Origin of the sequence: Pseudoalteromonas sp. MB47, from assembly GCF_011319765.1 — a bacterium.
Taxonomy (GTDB): domain Bacteria; phylum Pseudomonadota; class Gammaproteobacteria; order Enterobacterales; family Alteromonadaceae; genus Pseudoalteromonas; species Pseudoalteromonas simplex.
Map to the genome: position 1 here is coordinate 91,319 of NZ_VFBD01000004.1, position 25,027 is coordinate 116,345.

Annotated in this window: 21 protein-coding genes; 11 read left to right on the forward strand and 10 right to left on the reverse strand. The window is 40.4% G+C overall.

Going from position 1 to position 25,027, the window contains the following annotated elements:
- Window positions 1-124 precede the first annotated feature (124 nt).
- The 4 genes from IMPJCBKJ_RS01090 (at window position 125) to IMPJCBKJ_RS01105 (ending at window position 3,764) form a co-directional block, all read left to right on the forward strand.
- Window positions 125-1,354 carry a phosphopentomutase gene (locus IMPJCBKJ_RS01090; RefSeq protein WP_062565403.1) on the forward strand — a complete coding sequence of 410 codons (1,230 nt, stop codon included), beginning with the start codon at window positions 125-127 and terminating at the stop codon, window positions 1,352-1,354.
- On the forward strand, window positions 1,354-2,055 hold the full coding sequence (deoD, locus tag IMPJCBKJ_RS01095) for a purine-nucleoside phosphorylase (protein ID WP_036972525.1): 702 nt from the start codon (window positions 1,354-1,356) through the stop codon (window positions 2,053-2,055). The genes IMPJCBKJ_RS01090 and deoD overlap by 1 nt, the downstream gene beginning before the upstream one ends.
- 189 nt (window positions 2,056-2,244) lie before the next feature.
- A complete protein-coding gene (locus IMPJCBKJ_RS01100) occupies window positions 2,245-2,985 on the forward strand; it encodes a ferredoxin--NADP reductase (protein ID WP_054553403.1) in 741 nt (246 codons plus the stop codon).
- A 71-nt stretch (window positions 2,986-3,056) separates the two neighbouring features.
- Window positions 3,057-3,764: a nuclear transport factor 2 family protein gene (locus IMPJCBKJ_RS01105; RefSeq protein ID WP_054553404.1), complete on the forward strand. Its 708-nt coding sequence runs from the start codon at window positions 3,057-3,059 to the stop codon at window positions 3,762-3,764.
- A gap of 177 nt (window positions 3,765-3,941) precedes the next feature.
- Here IMPJCBKJ_RS01105 and IMPJCBKJ_RS01110 read toward each other — a convergent pair whose 3' ends face one another.
- The 3 genes from IMPJCBKJ_RS01110 to IMPJCBKJ_RS01120 all read right to left on the reverse strand — a co-directional run bounded on the left by IMPJCBKJ_RS01110 (window position 3,942) and on the right by IMPJCBKJ_RS01120 (window position 6,603).
- Entirely contained in the window at window positions 3,942-5,156 is a 1,215-nt protein-coding gene (locus IMPJCBKJ_RS01110) for a HipA domain-containing protein (RefSeq protein ID WP_240920973.1), read from the reverse strand.
- Window positions 5,143-5,463 (reverse strand): helix-turn-helix transcriptional regulator, encoded by a 321-nt coding sequence (locus IMPJCBKJ_RS01115; protein ID WP_240920974.1) that lies wholly within the window; start codon window positions 5,461-5,463, stop codon window positions 5,143-5,145. Before IMPJCBKJ_RS01115 ends, IMPJCBKJ_RS01110 begins: the two co-directional genes overlap by 14 nt.
- A gap of 249 nt (window positions 5,464-5,712) precedes the next feature.
- Entirely contained in the window at window positions 5,713-6,603 is an 891-nt protein-coding gene (locus IMPJCBKJ_RS01120) for a tetratricopeptide repeat protein (RefSeq protein ID WP_054553406.1), read from the reverse strand.
- A gap of 271 nt (window positions 6,604-6,874) precedes the next feature.
- Between IMPJCBKJ_RS01120 and IMPJCBKJ_RS01125 the strand changes: the two genes are divergently transcribed.
- Both IMPJCBKJ_RS01125 and katG read left to right on the forward strand, forming a co-directional pair.
- A complete protein-coding gene (locus IMPJCBKJ_RS01125; RefSeq protein WP_166338265.1) occupies window positions 6,875-8,248 on the forward strand; it encodes an ATP-binding protein in 1,374 nt (457 codons plus the stop codon).
- A gap of 573 nt (window positions 8,249-8,821) precedes the next feature.
- Window positions 8,822-10,999 (forward strand): catalase/peroxidase HPI, encoded by a 2,178-nt coding sequence (katG, locus tag IMPJCBKJ_RS01130; RefSeq protein WP_166338267.1) that lies wholly within the window; start codon window positions 8,822-8,824, stop codon window positions 10,997-10,999.
- Between the two features lie 347 nt (window positions 11,000-11,346).
- Here the strand turns inward: katG and IMPJCBKJ_RS01135 are convergent, their stop codons facing one another.
- Window positions 11,347-13,272 carry a hypothetical protein gene (locus IMPJCBKJ_RS01135; protein ID WP_166338269.1) on the reverse strand — a complete coding sequence of 642 codons (1,926 nt, stop codon included), beginning with the start codon at window positions 13,270-13,272 and terminating at the stop codon, window positions 11,347-11,349.
- A gap of 136 nt (window positions 13,273-13,408) precedes the next feature.
- Entirely contained in the window at window positions 13,409-15,007 is a 1,599-nt protein-coding gene (locus tag IMPJCBKJ_RS01140; protein WP_166338271.1) for an ABC-F family ATPase, read from the reverse strand.
- Between the two features lie 373 nt (window positions 15,008-15,380).
- Here IMPJCBKJ_RS01140 and IMPJCBKJ_RS01145 point away from each other — a divergent pair, with 373 nt between their 5' ends.
- Window positions 15,381-17,006: a methyl-accepting chemotaxis protein gene (locus tag IMPJCBKJ_RS01145; protein ID WP_054553411.1), complete on the forward strand. Its 1,626-nt coding sequence runs from the start codon at window positions 15,381-15,383 to the stop codon at window positions 17,004-17,006.
- 55 nt (window positions 17,007-17,061) lie between these two features.
- On the opposite strand, the gene IMPJCBKJ_RS01150 is transcribed toward IMPJCBKJ_RS01145, so the two are convergent.
- The 4 genes from IMPJCBKJ_RS01150 to IMPJCBKJ_RS01165 all read right to left on the reverse strand — a co-directional run bounded on the left by IMPJCBKJ_RS01150 (window position 17,062) and on the right by IMPJCBKJ_RS01165 (window position 21,057).
- On the reverse strand, window positions 17,062-17,469 hold the full coding sequence (locus IMPJCBKJ_RS01150; protein WP_054553412.1) for a hypothetical protein: 408 nt from the start codon (window positions 17,467-17,469) through the stop codon (window positions 17,062-17,064).
- Window positions 17,470-17,481: 12 nt separating this feature from the next.
- Window positions 17,482-18,627 (reverse strand): porin, encoded by a 1,146-nt coding sequence (locus IMPJCBKJ_RS01155; RefSeq protein WP_166338273.1) that lies wholly within the window; start codon window positions 18,625-18,627, stop codon window positions 17,482-17,484.
- Between the two features lie 310 nt (window positions 18,628-18,937).
- On the reverse strand, window positions 18,938-19,939 hold the full coding sequence (locus IMPJCBKJ_RS01160) for an alpha/beta hydrolase (RefSeq protein WP_166338275.1): 1,002 nt from the start codon (window positions 19,937-19,939) through the stop codon (window positions 18,938-18,940).
- Window positions 19,940-20,286: 347 nt separating this feature from the next.
- Window positions 20,287-21,057, reverse strand: a complete 771-nt coding sequence (locus IMPJCBKJ_RS01165; protein WP_166338277.1) for an EAL domain-containing protein — start codon at window positions 21,055-21,057, stop codon at window positions 20,287-20,289.
- A gap of 714 nt (window positions 21,058-21,771) precedes the next feature.
- Here IMPJCBKJ_RS01165 and IMPJCBKJ_RS01170 point away from each other — a divergent pair.
- The 4 genes from IMPJCBKJ_RS01170 (at window position 21,772) to IMPJCBKJ_RS01185 (ending at window position 24,018) form a co-directional block, all read left to right on the forward strand.
- Window positions 21,772-22,791: a hypothetical protein gene (locus IMPJCBKJ_RS01170; protein ID WP_054553416.1), complete on the forward strand. Its 1,020-nt coding sequence runs from the start codon at window positions 21,772-21,774 to the stop codon at window positions 22,789-22,791.
- A gap of 59 nt (window positions 22,792-22,850) precedes the next feature.
- A complete protein-coding gene (locus IMPJCBKJ_RS01175; RefSeq protein ID WP_138618980.1) occupies window positions 22,851-23,141 on the forward strand; it encodes a hypothetical protein in 291 nt (96 codons plus the stop codon).
- Window positions 23,142-23,306: 165 nt separating this feature from the next.
- Entirely contained in the window at window positions 23,307-23,654 is a 348-nt protein-coding gene (locus IMPJCBKJ_RS01180) for a hypothetical protein (RefSeq protein ID WP_166338279.1), read from the forward strand.
- A 19-nt stretch (window positions 23,655-23,673) separates the two neighbouring features.
- Window positions 23,674-24,018 (forward strand): hypothetical protein, encoded by a 345-nt coding sequence (locus tag IMPJCBKJ_RS01185; RefSeq protein WP_166338281.1) that lies wholly within the window; start codon window positions 23,674-23,676, stop codon window positions 24,016-24,018.
- A gap of 498 nt (window positions 24,019-24,516) precedes the next feature.
- Here IMPJCBKJ_RS01185 and IMPJCBKJ_RS01190 read toward each other — a convergent pair whose 3' ends face one another.
- The gene (locus IMPJCBKJ_RS01190) at window positions 24,517-25,017 is read right to left on the reverse strand and encodes a lactoylglutathione lyase family protein (protein ID WP_054553420.1); all 501 of its coding nucleotides are present in this window, start codon (window positions 25,015-25,017) and stop codon (window positions 24,517-24,519) included.
- Window positions 25,018-25,027: the final 10 nt, after the last annotated feature.

Genomic DNA, 25,027 nt, shown 5'->3' on the forward strand with positions numbered 1-25,027 from the left:
ATCTCTTTTGCTTCGCTTAGAGATGCAAATTTATAATGTTTCCGTTTTATGAAACAGGACTTATGTCCTGTACCAAAAATTCAAAGAGCATATAAAGTATTCACATATTGATAACGAGGTACCCATGGCAAGAGCACTCATCTTAATGGCAGATAGCCTAGGAATTGGCGCAGCACCTGACGCAGAAAAGTTTGGTGACGTAGGTGCAAATACCTTCGCTCATTTACTTAAAGCCTATGCAGAAGAAACTGGTGAGCACTTATCGCTTCCTAATCTTACCCGTTTAGGTTTAGCTGATGCATGCGAAGCCGCAGGTAAAGAACCTTGTTTAGTCAGTGACCGCCAAGCACCTATTGGCGCATGGGGTTACGCTAAAGAGTTATCAAGTGGTAAAGACACGCCTTCAGGACACTGGGAAATGGCCGGTGTACCTGTGTTATTTGATTGGGGTTATTTCCCAAACACACAGCCGTGTTTTCCACAAGAATTTGTTGATGAGCTAATTGCTCGCGCAGAGATTCCTGGCATTTTAGGTAACTGTTATGCCTCAGGAACGACCATTTTAGAACAGCTAGGTGAAGAGCATATGCAAACCGGTATGCCGATTTGCTACACCTCAGTTGATAGCGTGTTTCAAATAGCCGCGCACGAAGAATCATTTGGACTGGAGAAACTTTATCAGGTTTGCGAAATCGCACGGGCGCTGCTTGATGAAATGAACATAGGAAGAGTGATTGCGCGGCCATTTTTGGGTTCGAGCCGTGACGATTTTGCCCGTACAGGCAATCGTCGTGACTATTCGGTGTTACCTCCGTCGCCAACCTTGCTTGATAAATTATCGCAAGACGGCGGTGAAGTGATCAGTATTGGTAAAATTGCCGATATCTATGCGCACCAAGGCATCACCCAAAAACACAAAGCGCCAGGGCTAATGAACTTGCTTGAGAAAACCTCAGAAGTAATCGCAAGCGCACCTGACCATAGTTTGATTTTTACAAACTTAGTTGATTTTGATGAAAAGTACGGTCATCGCCGTAATGCAGTTGGCTATGCTAAAGCATTAAAAGAGTTTGATGATTACCTACCGACCATCTTAAATCAGCTAAATAGTGATGATGTGTTAATTATCACGGCCGATCACGGATGTGATCCAACAGCAGCAGGCACTGACCATACACGTGAATACGTGCCAGTACTTGCATACCAACCGGGAATGACAAACACCCCGCTTGGAGAACGAGCTAGTTTTGCAGACATAGGTCAAACCCTTGCCCAGTGGTTTAATCTTCCTGCACTTGAATACGGTGATAGCTTTAACGACAAGCTATTAGCGAACAAAAAAGGAAACCAATAATGAGTACTCCTCATATCAGCGCCAATGTAGGCGAATTTGCAGAAACGGTATTAATGCCGGGTGATCCGCTTCGCGCTCAATACATTGCTGAAAACTTTTTAGATGACGCAAAACAAGTAACAGGCGTTCGTAATATGTATGGTTTTACCGGTACCTACAAAGGTAAGCCAGTGAGTATTATGGGTTCTGGGATGGGTATTCCATCAATGTCAATTTATGCCCGTGAATTGATCGTTAGTTACGGCGTTAAAAATCTAATTCGTATTGGTACCTGTGGCGGTATTGGTAGCGATATCAAAATCCGTGACGTTATCTTTGCACAAGGTGCAAGCACAGATTCAAACGTAAACCGTGCACGTGTACGTGGTTACGATTTTGCCGCAATTGCTGATTTCGGTTTACTACTTAACGGCGTAAACGCAGCAAAAGAATTAGGCATTGAAGCGAAAGTAGGTAATGTATTTACAACAGATACATTCTACCAAGCAGATAACACATTCTATCAAGAGTTAGACAAGCTAGGCGTACTTGCTGTTGATATGGAAACAGCTGGCATGTACGGCGTAGCTGCTGAATACGGCGCAAAAGCGATGGCACTATTTACTGTAAGTGACCACGTAATCACTGGTGAAGCAACACCAAGTGAAGAGCGTCAAAGCACCTTTAACGAAATGGTTAAAATTGCTTTAGAATCAATTTAAATAAGTTCCTTGGTAACGTATTCACTGAAATTTGGAAACACGCCCAAAGTGAAGTGAGACTAACCTCAAAGCCGCATTTATGCGGCTTTTTTTATGACTATGTATTTATGCTCGCAACCGCCCCTTAAAACTTGAAAATTCAAGCAATTGTTGCCACTTTTAGTAGAGGAACAACAATTAAGGATGTGTATGTCTAATTGGGTTGAAGCTAAAGTTAAAGATGTTAAATGGTGGACCGACTCACTATTTAGCTTAATTGTTAATGCCGATGTTGAACCATTTGTAGCAGGGCAGTTTACAAAGCTTGCTATGCAAGTGGGTGATAAACGGGTTGCACGTGCATATTCTTATGTTAATGCGCCGAATAATCCCGACCTCGAATTTTATCTGATTAATGTTAAAGACGGTCAACTTTCTCAACAACTTGCGCAATTAAAGCCGGGTGACTCAGTGACTATAGAGCGCCGCGCGACAGGCTTTTTTACCCTTGATGAAGTGCCAAGCAGTGAGCAGCTTTATATGCTGAGTACAGGTACTGCGCTTGGGCCTTTTATATCAATATTAGAGCAGGGCGAAGTGTGGCAAAAGTTTGAGCATGTTCACTTAGTGCATGGAGTTCGTTTTAATGAGGACTTAAGTTATCAAGCGCGCATTAAAGCACTACAGCAGCAGTACCCAAATCTTTACTACTCACCTGTAGTCAGCAGAGAGTCAGCCACAATCGGTTTTAATGGCCGGATCACTGACGTAATAAAAGACCGTCGCTTATTTGATGTAGTAGAGCTTCCTGTTAAACCTGACTCGACACAGTTCATGATTTGCGGTAATCCAGAAATGGTAAAAGATACCACGGCCATTTTGTTAGAGCTTGGTTTTAGCCGCAACAGACGTCGTGAGCCTGGGCAGATCACCGTTGAGCAATATTGGTAAAAAACTATGCCAAACTGTGAGAATTTGCTACCTTAACGCCTTAAATCAGGCATGATGTATTTAGGAAAAGTATGAAACCGTTATTTTTGGCAATTAGTTTATTATTCTCTTGGCAGTCATTTGCTAGTGAAGAAACCACTGAACAAGCCGAGCCTCAAACTAGCCATGAACAAAAAGCCGAAAAGAAAGACGTACCTAGTTTAGAGTTTATTGAAGAAAAGCCAGTAACAGAGCAAAAAGTAATTTCTGAATCTAAGAAAGAGGTCGCAGAAGTTGATGATAGTAAAGTACTCGGTACTCAAACGCCTACACCTGCCGAGCAACCAAAAACAGTTGAAGAAAAGCAGCAAGCAGTTGATGAGGCTGAAAAGGCTGTAAAGCAAGCAAAAGAGGCGCTAACAGCCAAGCAACAAGAAAAAGCGCGTCAGTCACGAGAATCAATCGCTGTAATTGAGCAATTAATAGCAGCATATAATGCTCGTAATATTGATGCATTTATTAAAATGTATGATGAAAACGTCGAGTTTTACACATTCCCAAATGAGTTAATGTTCACAGGGAAAGAAAAGCTTATAGCTCGTTATGGCATCATGTTTAAAAAGCTTAAATGTATAAAATCGTCTCCAATTAAACGAATTGTGCATGGAAATATTGTGATTGACCATGAGCTATCAGAGACTTGTTCACAAGACCCTAAGGTGGTTGATAAGCGAGCTGAATTTGTCACTAGTTATAAAATAGAAAATGGTAAAATAACCAAAGTGTTATTCTTCCGCTAGAAAAAGAGCAGCCCAGCTGCTCTTTTTTTATGGGTGAAAGTTAGTGGGTTCAAGCTAGCGAGTTTCGAGATATGAGGTAGCAGCGATTTTACATCGCGTCCTAGAACCTAAATCCCAGCGCCTATGACGCGGGATAAACCTGCTGCTACATGTAGGCGTGAAACTTGTTTCGCGCTATTAATCTTCATTAATTTCAGGAATTACACCGTTTAAACGGGTGATATCTTCATCACTAACGTCTGCAAAATGTTTAAAGTGAGTCGGCCAATCTTTGCAATATTCTTCAATCTCTTTAATGATGTTTTTTGCTGCTGAATTTGCTAACCCAAATCGCTTAGCCTGAGATAAAAAATTGCTTTTACTTGCATAACGGCCATCATCACCAAAGCCAAGACCATGTTGTTTTGAGTTGTTTATTGGAGTGATGTCATAGGCTGGACTTAATCGCCAATTTTTTTGTGAAAATGAATATAGGAATGCATGATTGCGAGTGTGATCATCTGTATTACCAATATACGCATTGAACACCATTCGCTTAAACAACTCTTCAGCATCACCTGCATTTTGCATTGTTTGATGCCTTATAAATTCAGCTAATTGACCATATGAGTAGTCACTTGAAAGATCACTCATAGCAACTTTGGGTTTTTGAAGTAAGCTATTCGCACTTAAAAAGTGGTGTGTTGGTAACCCATTACTAACATCAAACCGCTCAACAAGTAGCACATAACCGGTATGTGTTTTATGAATAAAGGTAGGAGCCGTTCGAATACCAAGCTGTTCCGCCATTTTCATTGCAGCATGTTCAGCTCTGACTAGATTGAATAAATCATCTTGGCGATTGAATTTTGCTAAGTAGAGTTTGTTGTCAATTTGTATAGAAGTTTTTGGTCTAGCTCCCCCCATGCTTTGGCCAAACTCAAATGCTTTCTTAGCTTCATCAGAAATTGTTTTATTCGCCAGCAAGTCATCTTTAGCTTGGTCTAGCAAGGCTAAATCAGACAAGGTGTTTTTGTTAGTTTTATGCTTTGAGGCACTTCGCGAGAGACTAAAAACAAGCGCTCCTACGCCATATCCAGACCCAGCTAATAAAAATTCTAACTCGTTTTTGGGTTTTGTAGTATGAAGCGAAAGAATTAACTTGCGCCCCCACGAGTCAGCTCCTGCATCACTCAATACGCCAAATACACCTCTGTTTGCGCTGTAACTGAAAATCCCCGATTTTAATGGCAGATGTATTGGATCTAGAGCAAAGGCATCGCTTCGGGCTAAATAGCTCTTACCATAGTTGAACTCACCGCGACCTGATTGATTATCTAATTTAAAGTAACCACAGATAACGGGTTTTTCTTCTAAACCATCTATAAAAACATAGCACTCAGAAGTCATCATTGATTTCCTGTGGTGAATTTCGTTTGCGTTGGCGAGCATTGTATCCACCTACGTCGGCTGCTAATTCATTTATTTCGTCAAGCAGTGCTCCTTGTAAGTTAAGTACAACCAGCGCTTCAAAAAGAATGTCACTTTTCACAACATCACCTTGCTCTAACTTTTGTACTGTCGAACGTGATACCCCAATCATTTTCGCAAATGTACTTTGCGTATAATGAAGAGTTCGGTGCTGGCGAATCAAATCTCCCAGCTTTTGTGCCATTTTTGCAGCCTGTTTAGAACGCATATTGATTACTTTTTTAATCATTAGATACTTAATGATTAGTTTAGCGGTATTTGGTTTTTTTGCAATAGAGGGGGATTAAGTTAGTGGGTTCAAGTTAGCGAGATTAAAGTTAGCGAGAGTAAAATTAGCGAGTTTCAAGGGGAAAGAGTAAAGTTAGCGAGTTTCGAGGTACGAGGTAGCGGCGATTTTACATCGCGTCCTGGCGCCTAGGACCTAGAACCCAGAACTCGCCTATGACGCGGGATAAACCCGCTGCTACATGGGGTTCGGCTATGCCGATTCATTTAACAACGAATTAAAGCTGTCGTTGTCGTGTAGGCTGGCAAACGCGCTTTCGTGTAATAGCTCGTTACGTAGGTTAGGAGAATATTCAAGAGCCATACGAATATCAGCCATTGCATCGGCGTGTTTGTGTAGTAATGCATAGGCACAAGCACGTTGCCAGTATGCGTAGCCGTAGTCGCTATCAATTTCTAATGCTTGATTACAAAGCTCGATAGCCTCACCTGTTTCGTTAATTTCTAACAGAGCATCTGCTTTATAGGCAATGGCTTCTACGTCTTCTGGTTTACGTTTTAAGATCTCGTCAAAAATCTCAATCTTATTCGCAACATCGCTTTCTAAATTGGCACGCATCCATAAAGAATGAACTTCATTGGTGATTGAGATCTTTTGTTGGTTTAATAAGATTTCTTCAGATCGCTCACGTAGTTTTTCTTCGAGTACTTTTAGGCGCTCTTCATATTCTTTTGTAATCGCACTCACGCGTGTATTAACAATATCTTCTACTTTATTTTTCACATCACGTAGGGAATTCCAACCGACTAAGACCAAGATTGAAGCGGTAATGGTAATAATGAAAAACACATTATTAATGGTGTCGGTTGTATAAGTTAATGCACGGTCGGCAGTATCAAGTTGTGTATGAGCAACTTGTTTTGTCACATCTTCGCGTAGTTTTTGTTGGTCTTGGCGCACCGCTTTTAATTCATCAAGAATATAGCGCTCTAACAATGGTTTATACATAGGTTCTTGAAGCTTATCGAGTCCTTGCTGTTGCTCTGCTTCAGTTAATGCTGGGCGGTTTTGTGGCTCATTTTGAGCTGCTACAAATGGGCTAAAGCTCATTAAAAAAGTGATTAAAATTAGGGTATAACGCATAACATATTAATTTTTGGTGATTACTGAGGTAACTGTAACATGCGTGAGCACTAGGGACTAGGCAAAAAAAAACCAGCTCGGGGGAGAGCTGGCCAAACTGCTTAAACAACATAAAGTCGTAAGGGGTATCAACAGGAGTTAGGTACAATATACTCATTTTTATCTGAACAACTACTTAATACTTAAAGAGTTTCTAAAAAAAGTTAATCTATATGCGATATTGAGTTTGTTCGTCTAAACTTAAAGGATACTAAAACTAAAAGGTGAGAATATGCGCCAGCAACTAGTACAACTGCTTTATGGTGTATCAATTTCGTCTGATCTCGATAGTGGAAATGTTGAATTAGCTGAACGGCTAATCCTTAATGCTGTACTCGATGGACTCGAAATCGGGCGTGCCGGCATTTGGTTACTTAATAAAGAAAATACAGCAATAGAGTGCCGTTTATTACTCGACAGAGAAAATGGTAAAGAAATTCAAATGCTAGTGCTTCCCCGGGACGCATACCCTGACTATTTCAAAGCACTTGATACGCAACGCACAATAACAGCGGTTGATGCGCATACTGATCCTGCTACCTACGAATTTAGCGAAAGCTACCTAACACCACTTAATATTGGCGCTATGCTCGATGCACCAATTCGCTATAAAGGAAAAATGATCGGTATATTTTGTTGTGAGCACATTGGTAGTGAGCGACATTGGACAGAAGATGAATGCTCATTTATAGGCGCATTAGCGGATCTATACGGCAGAGCGCTATCAGCACAAGAAAATGAACGTATAAACGCAGAGCTTGAACGCGCTAATCAGCACCTAGAGGAGCGTGTTGTTGAACGCACTCGAACGCTCGAGAAAACCTTATCTGAACTTACCGAGATGCAAGAAAAACTAATTGAAGCAGAAAAAATGGCTTCATTGGGTAATCTGGTTGCTGGAATTGCACATGAAGTTAATACGCCAATAGGTATCGCGGTGACTGCAAACAGTTCGGCAAAAGACAAACTCTCTGAAGTTGATAAGCTTATACAGTCAAATACGTTAACTAAGGCTGCGCTGATAGAGAGTATTAATCATTTAAACGAATGTTTTAAAATATCATTCACTAATTTAGAGCGAGCAGCAAAATTAATCAGCGACTTTAAACAAACGGCAGTAGATCAATCTTCACTCGATTTATTAGAAACCAACATTAAAGACTACTTAGAAAACATTCTACACAGCTTAATGCCTTTAACCCGCAGTCATAATGTAACTGTAAATGTGAATTGTGTCGATGACTTTGAGTTGATCACAGTCCCTGGAGCTTTGAGTCAAATCATAATGAATTTGGTTAATAATAGTTGCGTTCATGGTTTTGTGGGACGCCAAGACAACCAAATAAGTATATCGGTTAATATTGACGAAGCACAAGGTGTTTATTTGCTTTGCTACAAAGACAATGGCCTTGGCATGGATACAGAAACTTTGCATAAAGTGTTTGAGCCATTTTTTACTACGAAGCGCGGCTCTGGTGGAAGTGGATTAGGAATGTCAATCGTTTATAACCTTGCAACGCAAGCATTACAAGGTGAAGTGAGTGCTGCGAGTTCACCTTCTAATGGCATGACAGTTAATTTTAAACTGCCTATAAAACTCGCATAACTAATTAATATTTATACAAGTTGAGGGCTAAATAATCTGGTGACTGGGTAATAAAATTAAAAATTAATCAGTTTGCTTAGCGAGACATGATATATCGGTGCACTTGTTGTTTTTGCAAAACTGCTTTATACGTTTTTTCGAGTATAAATAATTAATGCTTAAAGGTGTAACCAATAGCGTCAGCCAAAACAATAATGAGCTTCTAAACGTTAACCCCACAAGCGAAGCAACTACCAGCCCAGTTAACATTAAAATAGGTAAATTGGCGATAAAAAAGTTAATGCTTAATTGTCTAGCAACATCAGGATTAATTGTTTTCATAAGGGCTACTCGCAGTAAAAAGACCTTTATAAAATGGACTGTTTTGTAAAATGAATCAAATCGTATTTATCTATCGAATCAATCGATTTAAAACCATGTTCAAGATCTAGCTTTATTTATGTAGTGCTCCTATAGTTTTAAACAACAGGAACTTTTGAGTTATTAGTTATTCAAAACTAATAGAAATCTTTATTTATGATGATGCTAAGTAAACTAGCTTTCGTCGTATCTTAAGCTTATGAGGAGCAAGCAATGAGTAATGGAAAAACGGGCCAGTGCCCAGTAATGCATGGTAGTAACACTGTCACCGCTCAATCAAATACTGACTGGTGGCCAAACGCACTCAATTTCGACATTCTTCACCAACACGACAGCAAAACGAACCCTTACGGCAAAGATTTTAATTACGCTAAAGCATTCAAATCTCTTGATCTTGAAGCCGTTAAAACCGACTTAAAAAACTTAATGACCGAAAGCCAAGAATGGTGGCCAGCTGATTGGGGCCATTACGGTGGTTTAATGATCCGTATGGCGTGGCACTCAGCGGGTTCATACCGTTTAGAGGATGGACGCGGTGGCGGCGGTACAGGTAACCAACGCTTTGCACCATTAAATTCATGGCCAGACAACGCAAACTTAGACAAAGCACGTCGTTTACTTTGGCCAATTAAAAAGAAATACGGTAACAAGCTTTCTTGGGCCGATTTAATGATCCTAGCCGGTAATATGGCTTATGAGTCAATGGGTTTAAAAACCTTTGGTTTCGCGGGAGGCCGTGAAGATATCTGGCATCCTGAAAAAGACGTTTACTGGGGCGCTGAAAAAGAATGGCTAGCACCAAGTGACGAGCGTTACTCGAATGTTGAAAAACCAGATACCATGGAAAACCCATTAGCAGCGGTACAAATGGGCTTAATTTACGTAAACCCAGAAGGGGTGAATGGTAACCCTGATCCACTTAAAACAGCAGAACAAGTTCGCGAAACTTTTGCCCGTATGGCAATGGATGACGAAGAAACTGCCGCACTTACAGTTGGTGGTCATACCGTGGGTAAAACCCATGGTAATGGTAGCGAAGAAAACGTTGGCCCTGAGCCAGAAGCCGCGGATGTGTTTGAACAAGGTCTTGGTTGGAACAACCACAACTCACGCGGTATTGGCCGCGATACCATGACCTCGGGCATCGAAGGTGCGTGGACTACTCATCCAACTAAGTGGGATAACGGTTATTGCTACTTATTGCTTAACTACGAATGGGAACTTAAGAAGAGCCCTGCAGGTGCGTGGCAGTGGGAACCAATCGATATTAAAGAAGAAGACAAACCAGTTGATGTTGAAGATCCATCAATTCGTTTAAACCCCATCATGACCGACGCCGATATGGCGATGAAGATGGACCCAACCTATCGTAAAATTATCGAGCGATTTAACGATGATTTTGAATACTTTAGTGATGTGTTTGCACGCGCATGGTTCAAACTGACGCACCGTGACCTAGGCCCTAAATCACGTTATTTGGGTGCCGATGTACCAAGCGAAGATCTGATCTGGCAAGATCCGATCCCTGCGGTTGATTACACATTATCTGACAGCGAAATTAGCGAACTTAAAACCAAGCTACTTAACTGTGGTGTAAGCCAAGCAGATTTAATCGCAACAGCATGGGATAGTGCGCGTACTTACCGTGGCTCAGACCATCGCGGTGGTGCAAACGGTGCTCGTATTCGTTTAGCACCGCAAAAAGATTGGCAAGGTAACGAGCCAGAGCGTTTAGCTAAAGTATTAAGCGCACTGGAATCAGTGCAAGCGGGTTTAAGCAAACCAGTAAGCCTCGCCGATTTAATTGTACTTGGTGGGTCAGCAGCGGTTGAACAAGCAGCAAAAGCAGCGGGCGTTGATATCACCGTGCCATTTGCGCCGGGTCGTGGTGATGCCACAGACGAGATGACAGATGCAGACTCGTTCGACGTACTTGAGCCAATTCATGATGGTTTCCGTAACTGGTTGAAGAAAGATTACGCGGTATCAGCAGAAGAGCTAATGTTAGAGCGTACGCAATTAATGGGCTTAACAGCACCAGAAATGACCGCTCTTGTTGGTGGTATGCGTGTACTTGGCACTAACCACGGCGGCTCTAAGCATGGCGTGTTTACAGATAATGTAGGCACACTTAGCACCGACTTTTTTGTAAACCTAACTGATATGGCTTACACATGGAAGCCAACAAGTAAGGGTCTTTATGATATTGTTGAGCGCAGCACAGGTGCAACTAAATGGACAGCAACACGTGTTGATTTAGTGTTTGGTTCAAACTCAATCCTTCGCTCTTATGCAGAGTTTTACGCACAAGACGACAACAATGAACGTTTTGTAAAAGACTTTGTCGACGCATGGGTGAAAGTAATGAACGCCGACCGCTTCGACATTTAATTTAAAATTCCGTTAAGTACAAAGGCCACACAGTTTAACTGTGTGGCCTTTTTTATTTAGAGAAGTTAGCGAGTTACAAGGGGAAAGTGACGAGATGTAGGTGGCGTTTTAACGCCGAACAAGTAGCAGCGATTTCACATCGCGTCCTAGCGCCCATAACCTAGCACCTAATGTTTCCCTTGTAGGTCGGGCTTTAGCCCGTCAGACTTTAAAATCGGAATGGTACTGATTTGTGAAGCAGCGATTTCATATCGCGTCCTAGCGCCCAGAACTCGCTGATGACGCGGGATAAACCCGCTTCTACAAAGTAGGCGTGAAACTTGTTTCGCGCACCGCTGTAAGCTCCTTTACTCCTCAATTCTAAACCAATAGCTATTTTGAAAAATACTCTCTTTTAATTCTCTTTCGCTGTAAGCATACGTACTTTGCCAAAACAGGCGGTCAAAAAGGTATTTATTACCGTCTTTAGCAAGAATTTTGAAATTAAATAATGATGAATAGGCAACTTCTTGATTTGCTAATACTTCATCTTTACAACTAGCGTAATCAACTGCATTTGGGCACTGCGACATCATTGCAAAGCTAATGCTGTTATCAGCTTCTAATTGCCAATAGCTACTTGGTGTAAAGTCAGCTCTATTTTCAAGGCCATATTGGTCAGCATAATAGAAGCTGCCTTTACCATCATCATTTATATACCAGTATATTTTCTGGCTACTGCTGGTATAATTTTGACGTAAGTAGCTAAATAGATGCTTATAATCATCGAGTGTGATGCTTGAATCATCAACTACTTCTATGAACTCATACCCTAAGCGAGCTTGGCGCTGCTCTTTATTACGCTCGCGTGCCATGATCATTTTGCCATCAGGCTGAGTGAAAAATTGTAAGCTCGTTTCTAGGCCATTACCCATTACTTTAACGGTTTCGCCGTTATTGTCTAAGTTGTAATGCCATTTAAATGAGTCAGTACTTTTAGGTGTATTGAATGTGACCGTTGCTGTGTCGGCTGCAGTGATTGTAAAAAATGTGGGTACATAACGGAACGTTAAACCTTCGCCCGTATCTGAATTTTTATTATTTAAACGACCAGTATATGATTTACCTACTGTCAGCTCAGGAACTGTAACAGGGGTAAGTTTTCGAAGTGCGCTAATTGATGTTTTTTCTAGCAGAGCTTCAGCCAGTTCGGTTGATTCATTAATAATATTCTGTGCACTTTCATCTTTATAAGTTAAAACATGACGTAGTTTTAGCACTAAAAAGTCATCAAACTGAGCAATAACTTCTGCATCAATTAGATTAAGATCAAATGCGACATCTACTTCATGACCAAGGTTACTCAATTGCTTTGTGTTTTGAGTCGTAACTAATGTATCACTGTTAATTTTTAATGCTTTACCCTCTAACGTTGCCGAAAAGTCAGCATAAGTATACGACGTAGTGCTTCCTGAAGCCGTTGGAATATAGCTTGCTAGCGATACTTCAAAGTAACTTTCCTCGCCCGTTGTACTTAAATAATTAACAGAGTGGAACGAGCTTTGATCCACATCAGCGTAGTACTCAGAGCTAAACTCTGCATTTGATTTATAAAGGGTGACAACTTCGCCTTTATCGGTTGAAACATTAAATAGCTCAACACGAATAGCATCATCGCGCTTAGCCAACACTTCCATTTCAAGTAAGGCTTGTTGATTACACTCATGCAAGCAATCAATCGCTTGGGTATTTAACGCAATGACATCAGGGTTCGACCATTCAAAACGACTTAACTCACCATTTTGAGCGATTACACCTGCATCTTCGCTAGCAAATACCAACTGTACACTGCCATCGCTTGATTGCCAGTTACCTATCACTTCGTTATTGCTAAGCTCAATAGGTTGCCATGCTGCACGGTTTTCAGCGACATTTACGGTTAAAGTGTATTGATTACTTGCCTTACCGTCAGACACTTCTACAGTAAAAGAATGGTTAGCTACTTCAAATAGGCTCGGCTCAGCATTAAAAGTCACTTGATTGCTGCTGGTCGTGACACTTAGCCACTCTGGCTTATCAATAATCGTGGTTGTCACACTGTCGTTTTGCTCATCTTTAATATCAACAACTAAGTTGGCTGATTCAAGTGCTTTGGTAGAGAGTGTGAGTGATCCAGATAGAGTAGGGGCGGTATTTTTTGTCGCTTCTGCATCTGGCTTTTTGTCTGTTGATGACCCGCCACCACAGGCTGTTAGAGCCAGAGTCAGTGCCGATACGCTAAGTAGCTTATTCATTTACATCCTTTAAAATGTTGTTTTCTGTGTAAAAGAAATGCAAATTACCCAAATAAGGTAGGTCAGTCAAAGGTATTATGTAACTGAACGTAAACAAAAAGGGTGAGCAAACTTGCTCACCTATTTGAAGAGGGGGTTATTGCGCTTGTTGCGCGACATGATCCATATATTCGTCAAACGTGCCCTGAAAATCGATAAGCTGTTGATCTTTAATATCGATGATGCGAGTAGCTAATGACGATACAAACTCACGGTCATGGCTCACAAAAATCAGCGTGCCTTGGTAATCTTTTAATGCGTTATTGAGTGCTTCAATGGCTTCCATATCCATATGGTTAGTTGGTTCATCCATAATGAGCACGTTGATGTCTTGCATCATGAGCTTACCAAACAATAGGCGGTTCTTTTCACCACCCGAGCAGTTACGGGCTTTTTTGTTAGCGTCGTCTGCGGTAAATAATAAACGGCCTAACATAGCACGTACCATTAAATCGTTGTGCTTAGCGGTGCGCCACTGCGACATCCAATCAAATAAAGTTAAGTCGTTATCAAAGTCTTTACTGCTGTCTTGCGGGCAATAACCAATGCTGGCATTTTCAGACCACTTAACCACACCTTCGTTGCTCTGTAATTCATTCACTAGGCAACGTAATAGGGTGGTTTTACCAACACCGTTTTCACCAATAACCGCAAGCTTAGCACCGGCTTCAAGTAGTAGGTCACCGCCGCTGAACAGGGTTTCGCCATCAAAGCCATGACCTAGCTTGGTAAGCTCTAATGCTTGGCGATACATCTTTTTGCCTTCGTCAAAACGAAGTGATGGGCTAATGCGGCTTGACGCTTTTACCTCATCAAGCTTAATTTTATCCATGCGCTTAGCACGAGAGCTAGCTAGTTTTGCTTTTGATGCATTGGCACCAAAGCGATTTACGAACTCTTGTAGCTCGTCTATTTCAGCGCTCTTCTTTGCGTTTTCAGCAAGTAGTTGTTCGCGTTGCAAGCTTGAAGCTTCAATCCACTTTTCGTAGTTACCAGGGTAAATTCGTAGCTCACCGTAATCGATATCGGCCATATGTGTACATACCGAGTTTAAGAAGTGACGGTCGTGCGAGATAATAATCATCGTACACTTACGCTGGTTAAGCTCGTTAGCTAGCCAAGTAATGGTATGAATATCAAGGTTATTGGTTGGCTCATCAAGTAGCAAAATATCTGGGTTTGCAAACAGCGCTTGTGCTAACAGCACACGTAGTTTCCAACCTGGCGCGACGTTTGCCATTAAGCCGTAATGAAACTCTTGCTCAATACCCGCTTGGATCAAAATTTCTTCTGCACGACTTTCTGCTGTGTAGCCATCCATTTCGGCAAAAATGCTTTCAAGTTCAGCGACTTTCATACCGTCTTCTTCACTCATTTCTGGTAGTGAGTAGATACGGTCGCGCTCTTGTTTAACTTTCCAAAGTTCTGCATCACCCATGATCACCGCATCAACCACAGTGTATTGCTCAAACGCAAACTGATCTTGGCTTAGCGTACCTAGCTTTAAACCCGGTGCAATCGACACATTGCCAGACGTTGGCACAAGCGCACCACTTAGAATTTTCATAAAGGTCGATTTGCCGCAGCCATTCGCGCCAATTAGACCATAGCGGTTACCGTTACCAAATTTAGCTGAAATGTTCTCAAACAGAGGCTCTGCACCAAATTGCATGGTGATATTTGCGGTTGAAATCAACGAATTATTCCTAGAAAAATACTGACAGGGTTATGGGCGCAGCAACTGCGAAAATAAACAAGCAATAGGGTAAATAATAGGCCGCGGATTATACAGATCAGCCCCTAATAACGCTATTAAAAAGAAATGAAAGTTGTGATTTCACATCGCGTCCTAGCGCCCATGTTTCATTCGTAGGCGTGAAACTTGTTTCGCGCGTCTGAGAGCTGAAGGTTGAAAGCTCATTATTTTTGGTTCGGCACTGAAGTACCTCCTACAAGACTTCCACAAACTGAACGAATTACGAAAAAAACCTGAAAATATATAAATATAGTTAATACTTTAGGGAAATCGGGCGATAATACTAAGTAATATGACAGCAAAGGTGGATTCAATGTCTGCAGGTATTTCTTTCAATAACTTGAGCATCACAAAAAAAATACACGCCATAACATGTATTGCCATTACGGCATTCGTGATCATAGTAGTAACCAATTTTATAGCCATGAATGACAACAAGATCTCGCTCGACGAGCTGGAAAAGTCATCATATCAGGTCGTTAAACTCACTTCAGCAAACGTTGCGCTACTCGAAAAACTAGATGAGTTATACACTCAAGCGGTAACATTTGGTGAGTCAGATTTAGTTGATAGTGCAGCGCAAACGTATAAAACGATTAATGAAAATCTACAAAATATCATCAGTATCAACGACAGCTACGTGCATGCCGATACCAAAAAACAATTAGAGCTTTATGCACAAACCTCGTCAAGCATAGCAACTTCAATGATCGACGGCACCGCTGACTTTAGTAAAATTCAGCAACAAGCACAGCAAAAAACGCAGCAGTATGAGGCCGTTCTAGCTGGCTTTAAACGAGCACAAACCCGCGCAGACGACCGCTTTTTTGAACTTGTACAAGCAACCAAAGCGCGTTCAGACAACGCACTAAATTTAATGCTTGTAGTGTCTGTAGTATCACTTATTTTATTGGTGGTTACCTCAATTTGGATTGCCCGTGGAATCGGTTCATCAGCTAGCGCTGCGGCAGATAACTTACGCCTATTAGCAGACGGCAAAGGCTCTCTAAGCACACAACTTGAAGTACACGCTAAAGATGAAATCGGACAAGTTTCGATTAACTTCAACGCGTTTATACAGCTGTTAAAAGCTGCGGTACTTGAGGTTATAGCGGTTTGTGAGCCATTAATGGAGAACTCAACACGACTTGTACAAGGCATGGAACGTGCCGAGCGTGCCACAACTAAACAAACATCAGATGCTGAAATAGTTAAGCAATCAATGGAAGAAATGCGCCAGAGTGTCGCTGATATTTCTCATTCAGCAGCAAATGCATCACAAGCTGCGCAAACAGCCGAGCGAGAAGTTGAGCAAAGTCGAACGCAAATACAGCGTTCTGTGACAGAATCAAAAACACTAAGTGAAGAGATAAATCAAGCAGCATCAACTATTAATCAACTGGCCACTGACACCAAGAATGTGACGCAAATTTTAAACGTTATTACCTCGATTGCAGAACAAACTAACTTACTCGCGTTAAATGCTGCGATTGAAGCTGCACGTGCAGGTGAACAAGGCCGAGGCTTTGCGGTTGTAGCTGACGAAGTGCGTGAGCTTGCTTCAAGAACATCGCAGTCGACGAATGAAATCAGAGAGCTGCTTTCTACATTAACCACAGCAGCAAGCCATGCAGTAAATGCAATGAACTCAGCCCGAGATATGGCTACAAATAATGCAGAGGCCGCTGAAAATACAGGGCAATCGATTGATAAAATCTCTGAACAGATATTAGAAATTAACGGTATGAATTCGCAAATTGCTGCAGCTACCGAAGAGCAAACATCTGTTGCTAGTATGGTAGTTGATAATGTGACGAATATGCATATGTCGTTTGAAGAAACAATGGATTCATTATCGGCAGTACGTGATGTAGCGAAGAACCTTCATTACCTCTCTGATTCGTTACTCGACGCCACAGCTAAATTTAAAGTCGAGTAATTTTAGCGCATAAAAAACCAGGCATCGCCTGGTTTTTTATTAACCGTAGTCAAACTTAAAAAGTACCAACCACTTTAACTTTATCAGTTACTTTTGCTGCATCGATATAACCAATACCATCAGCATTACCTGCAACAAAGTCAATAACAGCTTGATCGTTTGCTAGTTTCTCAGGTGGAGTACCTTTACCTGTAAATACCAGTTTTGACCAATAAGCATTTAGCTGGCTGCTCGATTTACCAACCACCTTATCGTTAAACTCATCGCTTACGCTGGTGCCATCTTGGTTTACTGGGTTTACTTTTGTGCCATCATCAAACGACTTTGCCTTACCAAGGTAAATCTTTTTGATCATACCTTCGTCAATAGCACTGCTATTTGCTGGGTTCACAATAACTGCAACATCAGCAAGTACAGCGTGCGAGCATAGCGTTAGTGCTGTCGCGATTAACAATTTTTTCATTATGAACTCCAATTAAAAAACTAAATCAACAGCAACAGCTACAACGTCGGTTTCTGTATCTGAAATGTCATCTTTAAAACGGCTGAAATCTACTTTTAAAGCAGCAGATGGGTGGAAGTCATAACGCGTACCAATGGTATACACGTTGCTTTTTGCTTTCACGCCCTCAAGCACTTGATTAATACCCGCATTTAAAGCTGGTACTGCAGGTAGCGCGTTGTAGCGATTGCTATCGTGCTTGTCGTCATTATTTTCGTAAGTTAAGTGCACAATCCACTCATCCATACGGTAACCAACAGACGTGTAGTATTGAGTTTGTTTAGCAAGGGCGCTGTTTTCTACTTCAAACTCAGTGTATTCAGCATCAAATAAAATATCGTTGTAATCAATTGAAAAGCCCACAGCGAAGAAAGAGCCATCATCTTCGTTTACAGCAATATCATCAGCTTGATCAACAAAACCGGCTGCTCTAAGAGTCTGCTCAAGGCCATTAAGTGCAACACCTGCATCGGTGTCGTTTTCAATATCAATTGTTGTATCTGCAACAAAGTATGCAGCACGAGCGCTAAACCAGTCATAGCTCATTGTCCAATTGATACCAGCAATATCATTAAGCTCTGTATCGCCATTAACCGATACCACAGCAATGTTGCCATCGAAGCTACCGTAAATAACTTGAACGGTTGAATCCCAATCACCTAATTGTGTGTTGTGTAACAGGCTAAGACCTTCATACGTTGAAAACGGAAGGTTATAAACAGATTGCGGTGGACGAACCCAGCGGTAAGTGTAACCAACGTCTAAGAAGTCTGAATAACGGTAAAAAGGTACACGCATTTTACCAGCACTTACTTGAAGCTCATCGCTGAACTCATAAGTTAGATAAGCCCATTCGAACTCAGCATCAAAATCATCACTACCACGCGCCACAATTTGTGCCGTAGCGCTTAGCTTTTCTTGTAAGTCTGCAGAAAGCTGCAATGCAAACATACTTTCGTTTTTAAATGAAATATCGTCATCGTAGCCGTAAAGAGTTGCGTCGTCGTCAAGGGCTTTACCGCCAACAATAGAAGCAAAGCCGTTTATGCGAACCTCTGCCATTGTGTTTGCAGACACAAAAGCAGCACATAGAGCCAATGCAATAGGAAGTTTTTTCATTGTGTATCCCTAGTATTTAGTATGAAAATGTTGATTTCGCTTAATATTATAGTAGTGCGTAGCGAAATGGGCGACACAAGTTACATATAAATTGTAATTACATCAATGAATAAGTCGTTATTTTTCACAAAAACGGTACTAAAAGTGGATAAAGTTGCTAGATAAAAGCGATAAGGGGAAAGGGAAGTTAAAAGATGCGAGTCTGTAGCAGCGATTTCACATCGCGTCCTAGAGCCTAGAACCCTGACTAATGACGCGGGATAAACCCGTTGCTACACGTAGGCGCGAAACTTGTTTCGCGCGAGCAACATTAAAATGATAAAGCTTTGTCTAATGCGCCTTTGAAGCGGTCAAAATCCTCGATGTGAGGTAAGTGGCCAATATCATCTAATTCAATTAATTGCGATTTTGAGATCATACTTGCCGCGGCTTTGCCTAACTTATCGTAACGGCCAAGCTCATAGTCAATATTTGCTTTTTTCCAATTACGGCCAGGGCCAGTCCTATCGCGTGTGCCTATAATTAATGACACTGGCATGCTTAACTGAGCAAACTCAGTTATTACAGGTTGCGTAAAAATCATATCGTAGGTTTTAGCATTAACCCATGCGACCTGCTTGTGATCAGGGCCTTGAATTTGACCACCGATAAAGTGGGTTAATTGCTCGTAAGTGTCATTCCATTTACCGTCATAATAGTTTTTCTTCTGGTAAGCAATAACCTTATCAGGTGTTTTAGCCAATTCATTTTTATAGAAAAAATCGGTGTCTTTGTATTGCACATAATTTAAATAGTTCTCTAAACCAATTGGGTTTAGCAAAATAAGTTTACTAACTTGGCTAGAAAACATCAGGCTGTAACGACTTGCCAGCATGCCGCCCATTGAGTGACCAAGTACAATAGGGTTTTCAATATTTAAAGATGACACTAGCTGATGAGTGTTATTGGCTAATACAGCAAACGAAAATTGATAATCAGCAGGCTTTGACGATTTACCAAAACCAATTTGATCCGGTATCAATACGCCATAGCCTTTGCTATTAAGGTAGTTGGCAGTATTGGTCCAATAATGGCCATTAAAGTTTTTACCATGCATCAATATAACGGTTGGCATGTTATTGCTTGGTTTAAGGTAAGAATAAGCCATTTTTAATGGCGTATTTTGTGATGAAAAATTAAAAAATTGAACGGGTAAGTCGTATTGATAATTGCTTAATTCGGCATCAAAACTAAGAGGCTGTTCTTTTGCGATTAAGTTAGCAGAAGAGCATAAAACAAGTGCTGAGACTAACAGTATGCGTAAAAACATCATTATCCTTTCTCAATATGCTTAAAGAATATTCAGCCTAGCATCCTAAATAAAAATTTATAATATAAATACGACTAAATACTAAAAGAAGTTAGCAAGTTTCAAGCATGGAATTCGTAGGACTGGCTTTAGCCGGGAATGGTTTAGGTTAGCAAGAATTCAACGAAAAAGAGTAAAGTTATGAGAAACCAGCGACTTTACATCGCGTCCAAGCGCCTAGAACCTAGCACCTAAAACCTAGATGATGACGCGGGATAAATCCGCTGCTACACGTAGGCGTGAAAATTGTTTCGCGCGTTTGAAGGTTGACAGCTCTTGCCTTGTCTAAATTCGATTCTCGTTATAACCACTTAATCCAACTTACTAAAGTCAACGTCTGGCAAGCTCTCAAACCCAGGGTGGGCGAAAAAATAGCCTTGCATTAAGCTAACACCAGCTTGGCGCAACCACTGGTATTCTTCAACTGTTTCTACGCCTTCTGCAAGAGCAACAATATTGAGCTCTTCAAACATGGCTATACAATGGTTAACAATAATTTGTCTTGCTTTGTGAAGGTGTATATCTCTAATTAAATTCATATCGAGTTTAATTATATTGCTCTGAAAATCAGCCAACAAATTTAACCCAGAATGACCTGACCCAAAGTCATCGGTCGCAGTAATAAACCCCAAAGATTGGTAATAATCAACTACACGTTTGATATGTGTAGTATCTTCAACTTTTTCAACCTCGGTAAACTCGAACATAATTTGTTCTACCGGAAAATCATATTGCTTAGCAGCTTCAAGTGTCGTTTTTATACAACGCTCAGGTTTATAAATTGCATTAGGTAAAATATTAATGCTCACGATTGAATCAATTTTCAGTTGGGCAGCAAGTGAAATAGCTTTAATACGGCAAAGTTGATCGAATGTGTAGCGATTCTCGTCGGTTACTTGCGAAATGACCGAATAAGCCGACTCATTATTAAGGCCTCTAACTAATGCTTCGTAGCCAAAAATATGTTTATCGGTGCAATCAACGATTGGCTGAAAAGCCATTGTAAAATCAAAACCAAGTGCTAAATGGTCTTCGCAATGTTTACAACCTGTTGGCTGACATTGAGTTTGCTCTTTGTGCATTTAGCACCTCTGAATGAAGTCTTAATAACTCAATAGTGCTAGTAAATTATCAATTGTGCAATGTTGTTGAGTCAAAAGTATAAAACTATAGAGAAAATATGTTGCTGCCGTTTTACATAGCGTCAAACAGGCATTTATTTACTGTAGGTTCTTTCTTCACAGAGAGAAGTGAACGAGAAAATAATGAGGTATAAAAACTTACTTCTCTGAAGAGCAGCGTCTCTTATCCTCTTTGTAAGTATCTGTTTTTCTCTGTGAAGCGCGAAGCGCCTCTATGTGCTCTGTGGTTCAAATATTCTTATGCACAATGAGAAGTTAATGAGAAAACAATGAGGGTTTATCGTATTTACTTTACGTATGTTTTCATAGACATATTAGATCTTCTCTAACCATAGAGGACATAGAGAACACAGAGGAAGACAAGGAGGTATTAAAGTGTACTTCTTTAAAGTGAAGTGTCTTGTGAGTATTTGTCTTTCTCTGCGTAGCGCTTAACACGTAGCGCTTAACACGTAGCGCTTAACACGTAGCGCCTCGGTGCCCTCAGTGATTCAAAACGTCACGCACAAAGATAAGTGAACGAGAAAACCATTAACTATTAGCAAAAATCATTTGCCACATAACATGTACCCATTTTATTTATTCTTCATTGACTCATTACAGTGATGAAGATAACCTCTAAATAAGGATGATTAGTTAGTATGGATACTACTTATGGCTTTAGAAATTAGAATTTGTATTGATTCAGTAACCGCTGAATTTGTGAAATGTAAAGAAGATAAAGAAGACAGCTTTACCAAAGACAATAACCATATAAAAAATCAAGTTATCACTTCAGGCACGCCATATATATGGCGAAGAGAATACTCTGACTCTTACACTCCGCCTACAAATGAACAGCAAAGTATAGTTCGTCAATTTGATTTATTGCCTGCGCAATCCCGCCGAAACATTGCATATATGCTTCGCGATTTTGGCAGTGAAACGCTTATGGCAATCTCTGATTTTCAAAACCAAGTTATGCCATTTTTGTCTGAAAATACACATGGAATAGTTGGGTCTGGAGCAACATCAATTCAGGCTCGTAGTTCAAAGTTCGCCACCTATGCCAACAAATATGAAGCCGCTTTAAGAGATATTCGTATGGCTCATAAATCAGGAATGCCCAAGTATCATATGGTTGCATTAGAACAAAAAGCATTCAGTATATTCAAAGAGCTGAACGGTCAGTTTCGTGCAGAATTGCAACGTTTTATGAGTGTAAACCGTGCAAGCCGTCGTGGCACGGTTTGGTCTAATCCGAATCGGGGAATCAATATAGCTAAATCAGCAAGGCATTCTGCCAAGCTCGATATAAATAGCACCGCTGAATTCAATAAAATTAAGCGGATTGAAAATACCGGACGCTGGCTTGGCAATGGCATGATTTTACTTGATGGTGCATTTAGAGCGAACAAAGTTTACAACGACTATAAAAACAATAAGGACTGGCAGCGAAGTTTATCTACAGAGTTAGCTAGTTTTGGGGCTTCAACATTTGCAGGTATCATAACAGCATCATCAGTCACCACGGCCCTATCTTCATTTCTAATGTTAACCCCATATGGATGGGTGGTTGCTTTAGGCGTTGGGTTAGGTGCTGGTTTTTTAATGAGCCTAGCGGTTAATACAAAAAGCAAAAAGCTAACAGAAAACATATATGATAGGCAGCCTTTGATGAAAGATTTGTTTTAATGTTGATACTCAACTCAATTCTATACTGCACCATTTTCTTCTTTTTCCTAATGATGATAATGACTGTTATATTCCCGAGAATATCAGTAAGGCATATTAATAATAGGATGCTAGAAAATGGGGCTTCCCCACCTAGTTGGGATAAAGGGCTTGGAGCAAGCGCTCCATTTTATGCACTTGCTATTTTTTTAAAAAGAGCTCGTAAGCCTACACCACTATTTGATGGTAGGTTTGTCGCCAAACATGCAAGGCCAATTGATAAGTTTCTCGCTTTTTTACATCTTCTTTCTACATTTGGCTTTATTCTTAGTATTTCAATTATGGTCTTATTAGAATATGTTTTGTTATAACTAACACCACAAGTTAGCAGCAAGCACACTTCTCATGCTAACGCCTGATGTTTGGGTTGTAGCTATAGGAACTGGCTTATATACAGAATTTAAATCATCGCTATTTGTAAACGAAAAAGTGAAGTCGCTAACTGAAAAAATTTATGACAGAGAGCCGTTATTATAATGCCTAGTATAGATAAGTTTGCTCTGGCAAGTATGTTCATCTTTATGGCTTTAGCGTTTATTTTTGTGGTCTTATTTGCACGCATTTCTATCAAACACATAAATAAAAAAATGCTAAAAGATAATATTACCCCTCCGCTTTGGGACAAAGGTGTTGGCGCTAGCGCCCCTTTTTACGCTATGGCAATATTTTTTAAACGCTCGCGATTACCCACACCTCTTTTTGATGGCCGTTTTATAGCAAAACATGCAAGGCCGGTAGATAAAGTTTTAGCATTCTTGCACCTTTTCACAATGGCAGGGCTTACAATTAGTGTGTTTACTGCCATGTATTTAGATACAGTCTAAATAAAATAGAACTAGCGAAATGGACTTTAAAATCTTTATTTTCTACTTCCTACTCGTATTTACAGTAGTTACTTTTGCTTCAGGAGTGCTGTTTTATAGAGTATCAGTTAAGTATATAGATAAGCATATGGAAAAAGATGGAGTATCTCCGCCTGGTTGGGATAAAGGAATTGGTGCAAGTGTTTCATTTTATATATTCGCAATGTTTTTCGAACGTTCTCGTATACCGACGCCTATGTTTGACGGCCGTTTTGTCGCAAAGTACACAAGAACATTAGATAAAATTATTGGTGCAATCCATTTGGTTTCTATTATCGGAGCTGTACTCAGCCTATGTATAATAACTTTTTTAAAGCATAGCTAGATCTACGCGTTTATTTACTAAAATATAAGTAACCGGGTGAAGTATATTAAAAAATTTTTATACTCAACTCAATTCTATACTGCACCATTTTCTTCTTTTTCCTAATGATGATAATGACTATATTCTCGAGAATATCAGTAAGGCATATTAATAATAAAATGCCAGAAAATGGGGCTACCCACCTAGTTGGGATAAAGGGCTTGGAACAAGCACTCCTTTTTATGCACTTGCTATTTTTTTAAAATAGCTCGTCAGCCTACACTACTGTTTGATGGTAGGTTTGTCTCCAAATATGTAAGGGCAATTGATAAATATCTCGTTTTTTGCATCATCTCTCAACATTTGGCTTTATCGCAATGTTAAGTGGAATAAAAAGACTCAAGTACATCGAAGTTTAACTTTTCATCATTTTGGTAAATCCAAATGATAAGTAACGATCTACTTTCGTAAATCGTTACTTACTATAATGGCTAGCTAATTACTAATTTATGGGCTTAATTAATAAGCGCCCTCACTGTAAGTTAATTCGTAGCTGTGGCTATAAATTTCTAAAATATTGCCAAACGGGTCTTCCATATAAATCATGCGGTATGGTTTTTCACCTGGGTAATAATAACGTGGTTTTTCCATACGTTTCTTACCACCTGCAGCAACAATGCGTTCTGCAAGCTCTTCAACATTAGGATCTTGAACACAAAAGTGGAAAATACCTGTTTTCCAATACTCAAAGTTATCTTCTGGATTTTGTTGGTTTTTAAACTCAAAAATCTCAACCCCAATTCGATCACCCGTTGATAAGTGAGCAATTCGGAACTTATCCCAGTTAGCACCAAAAACATCAGTACACATCTGGCCAATAGGGCTATCATCTTCGGTTATTTCCGTTGGCTCCATAATAAGATACCAGCCTAATACTTCGGTATAAAACTTAACGGCCGCATCAAGATCCGGAACAGAAATACCAATATGCGAAAAAGTACGTGGGTATGTATTACTCATAATTAACTCT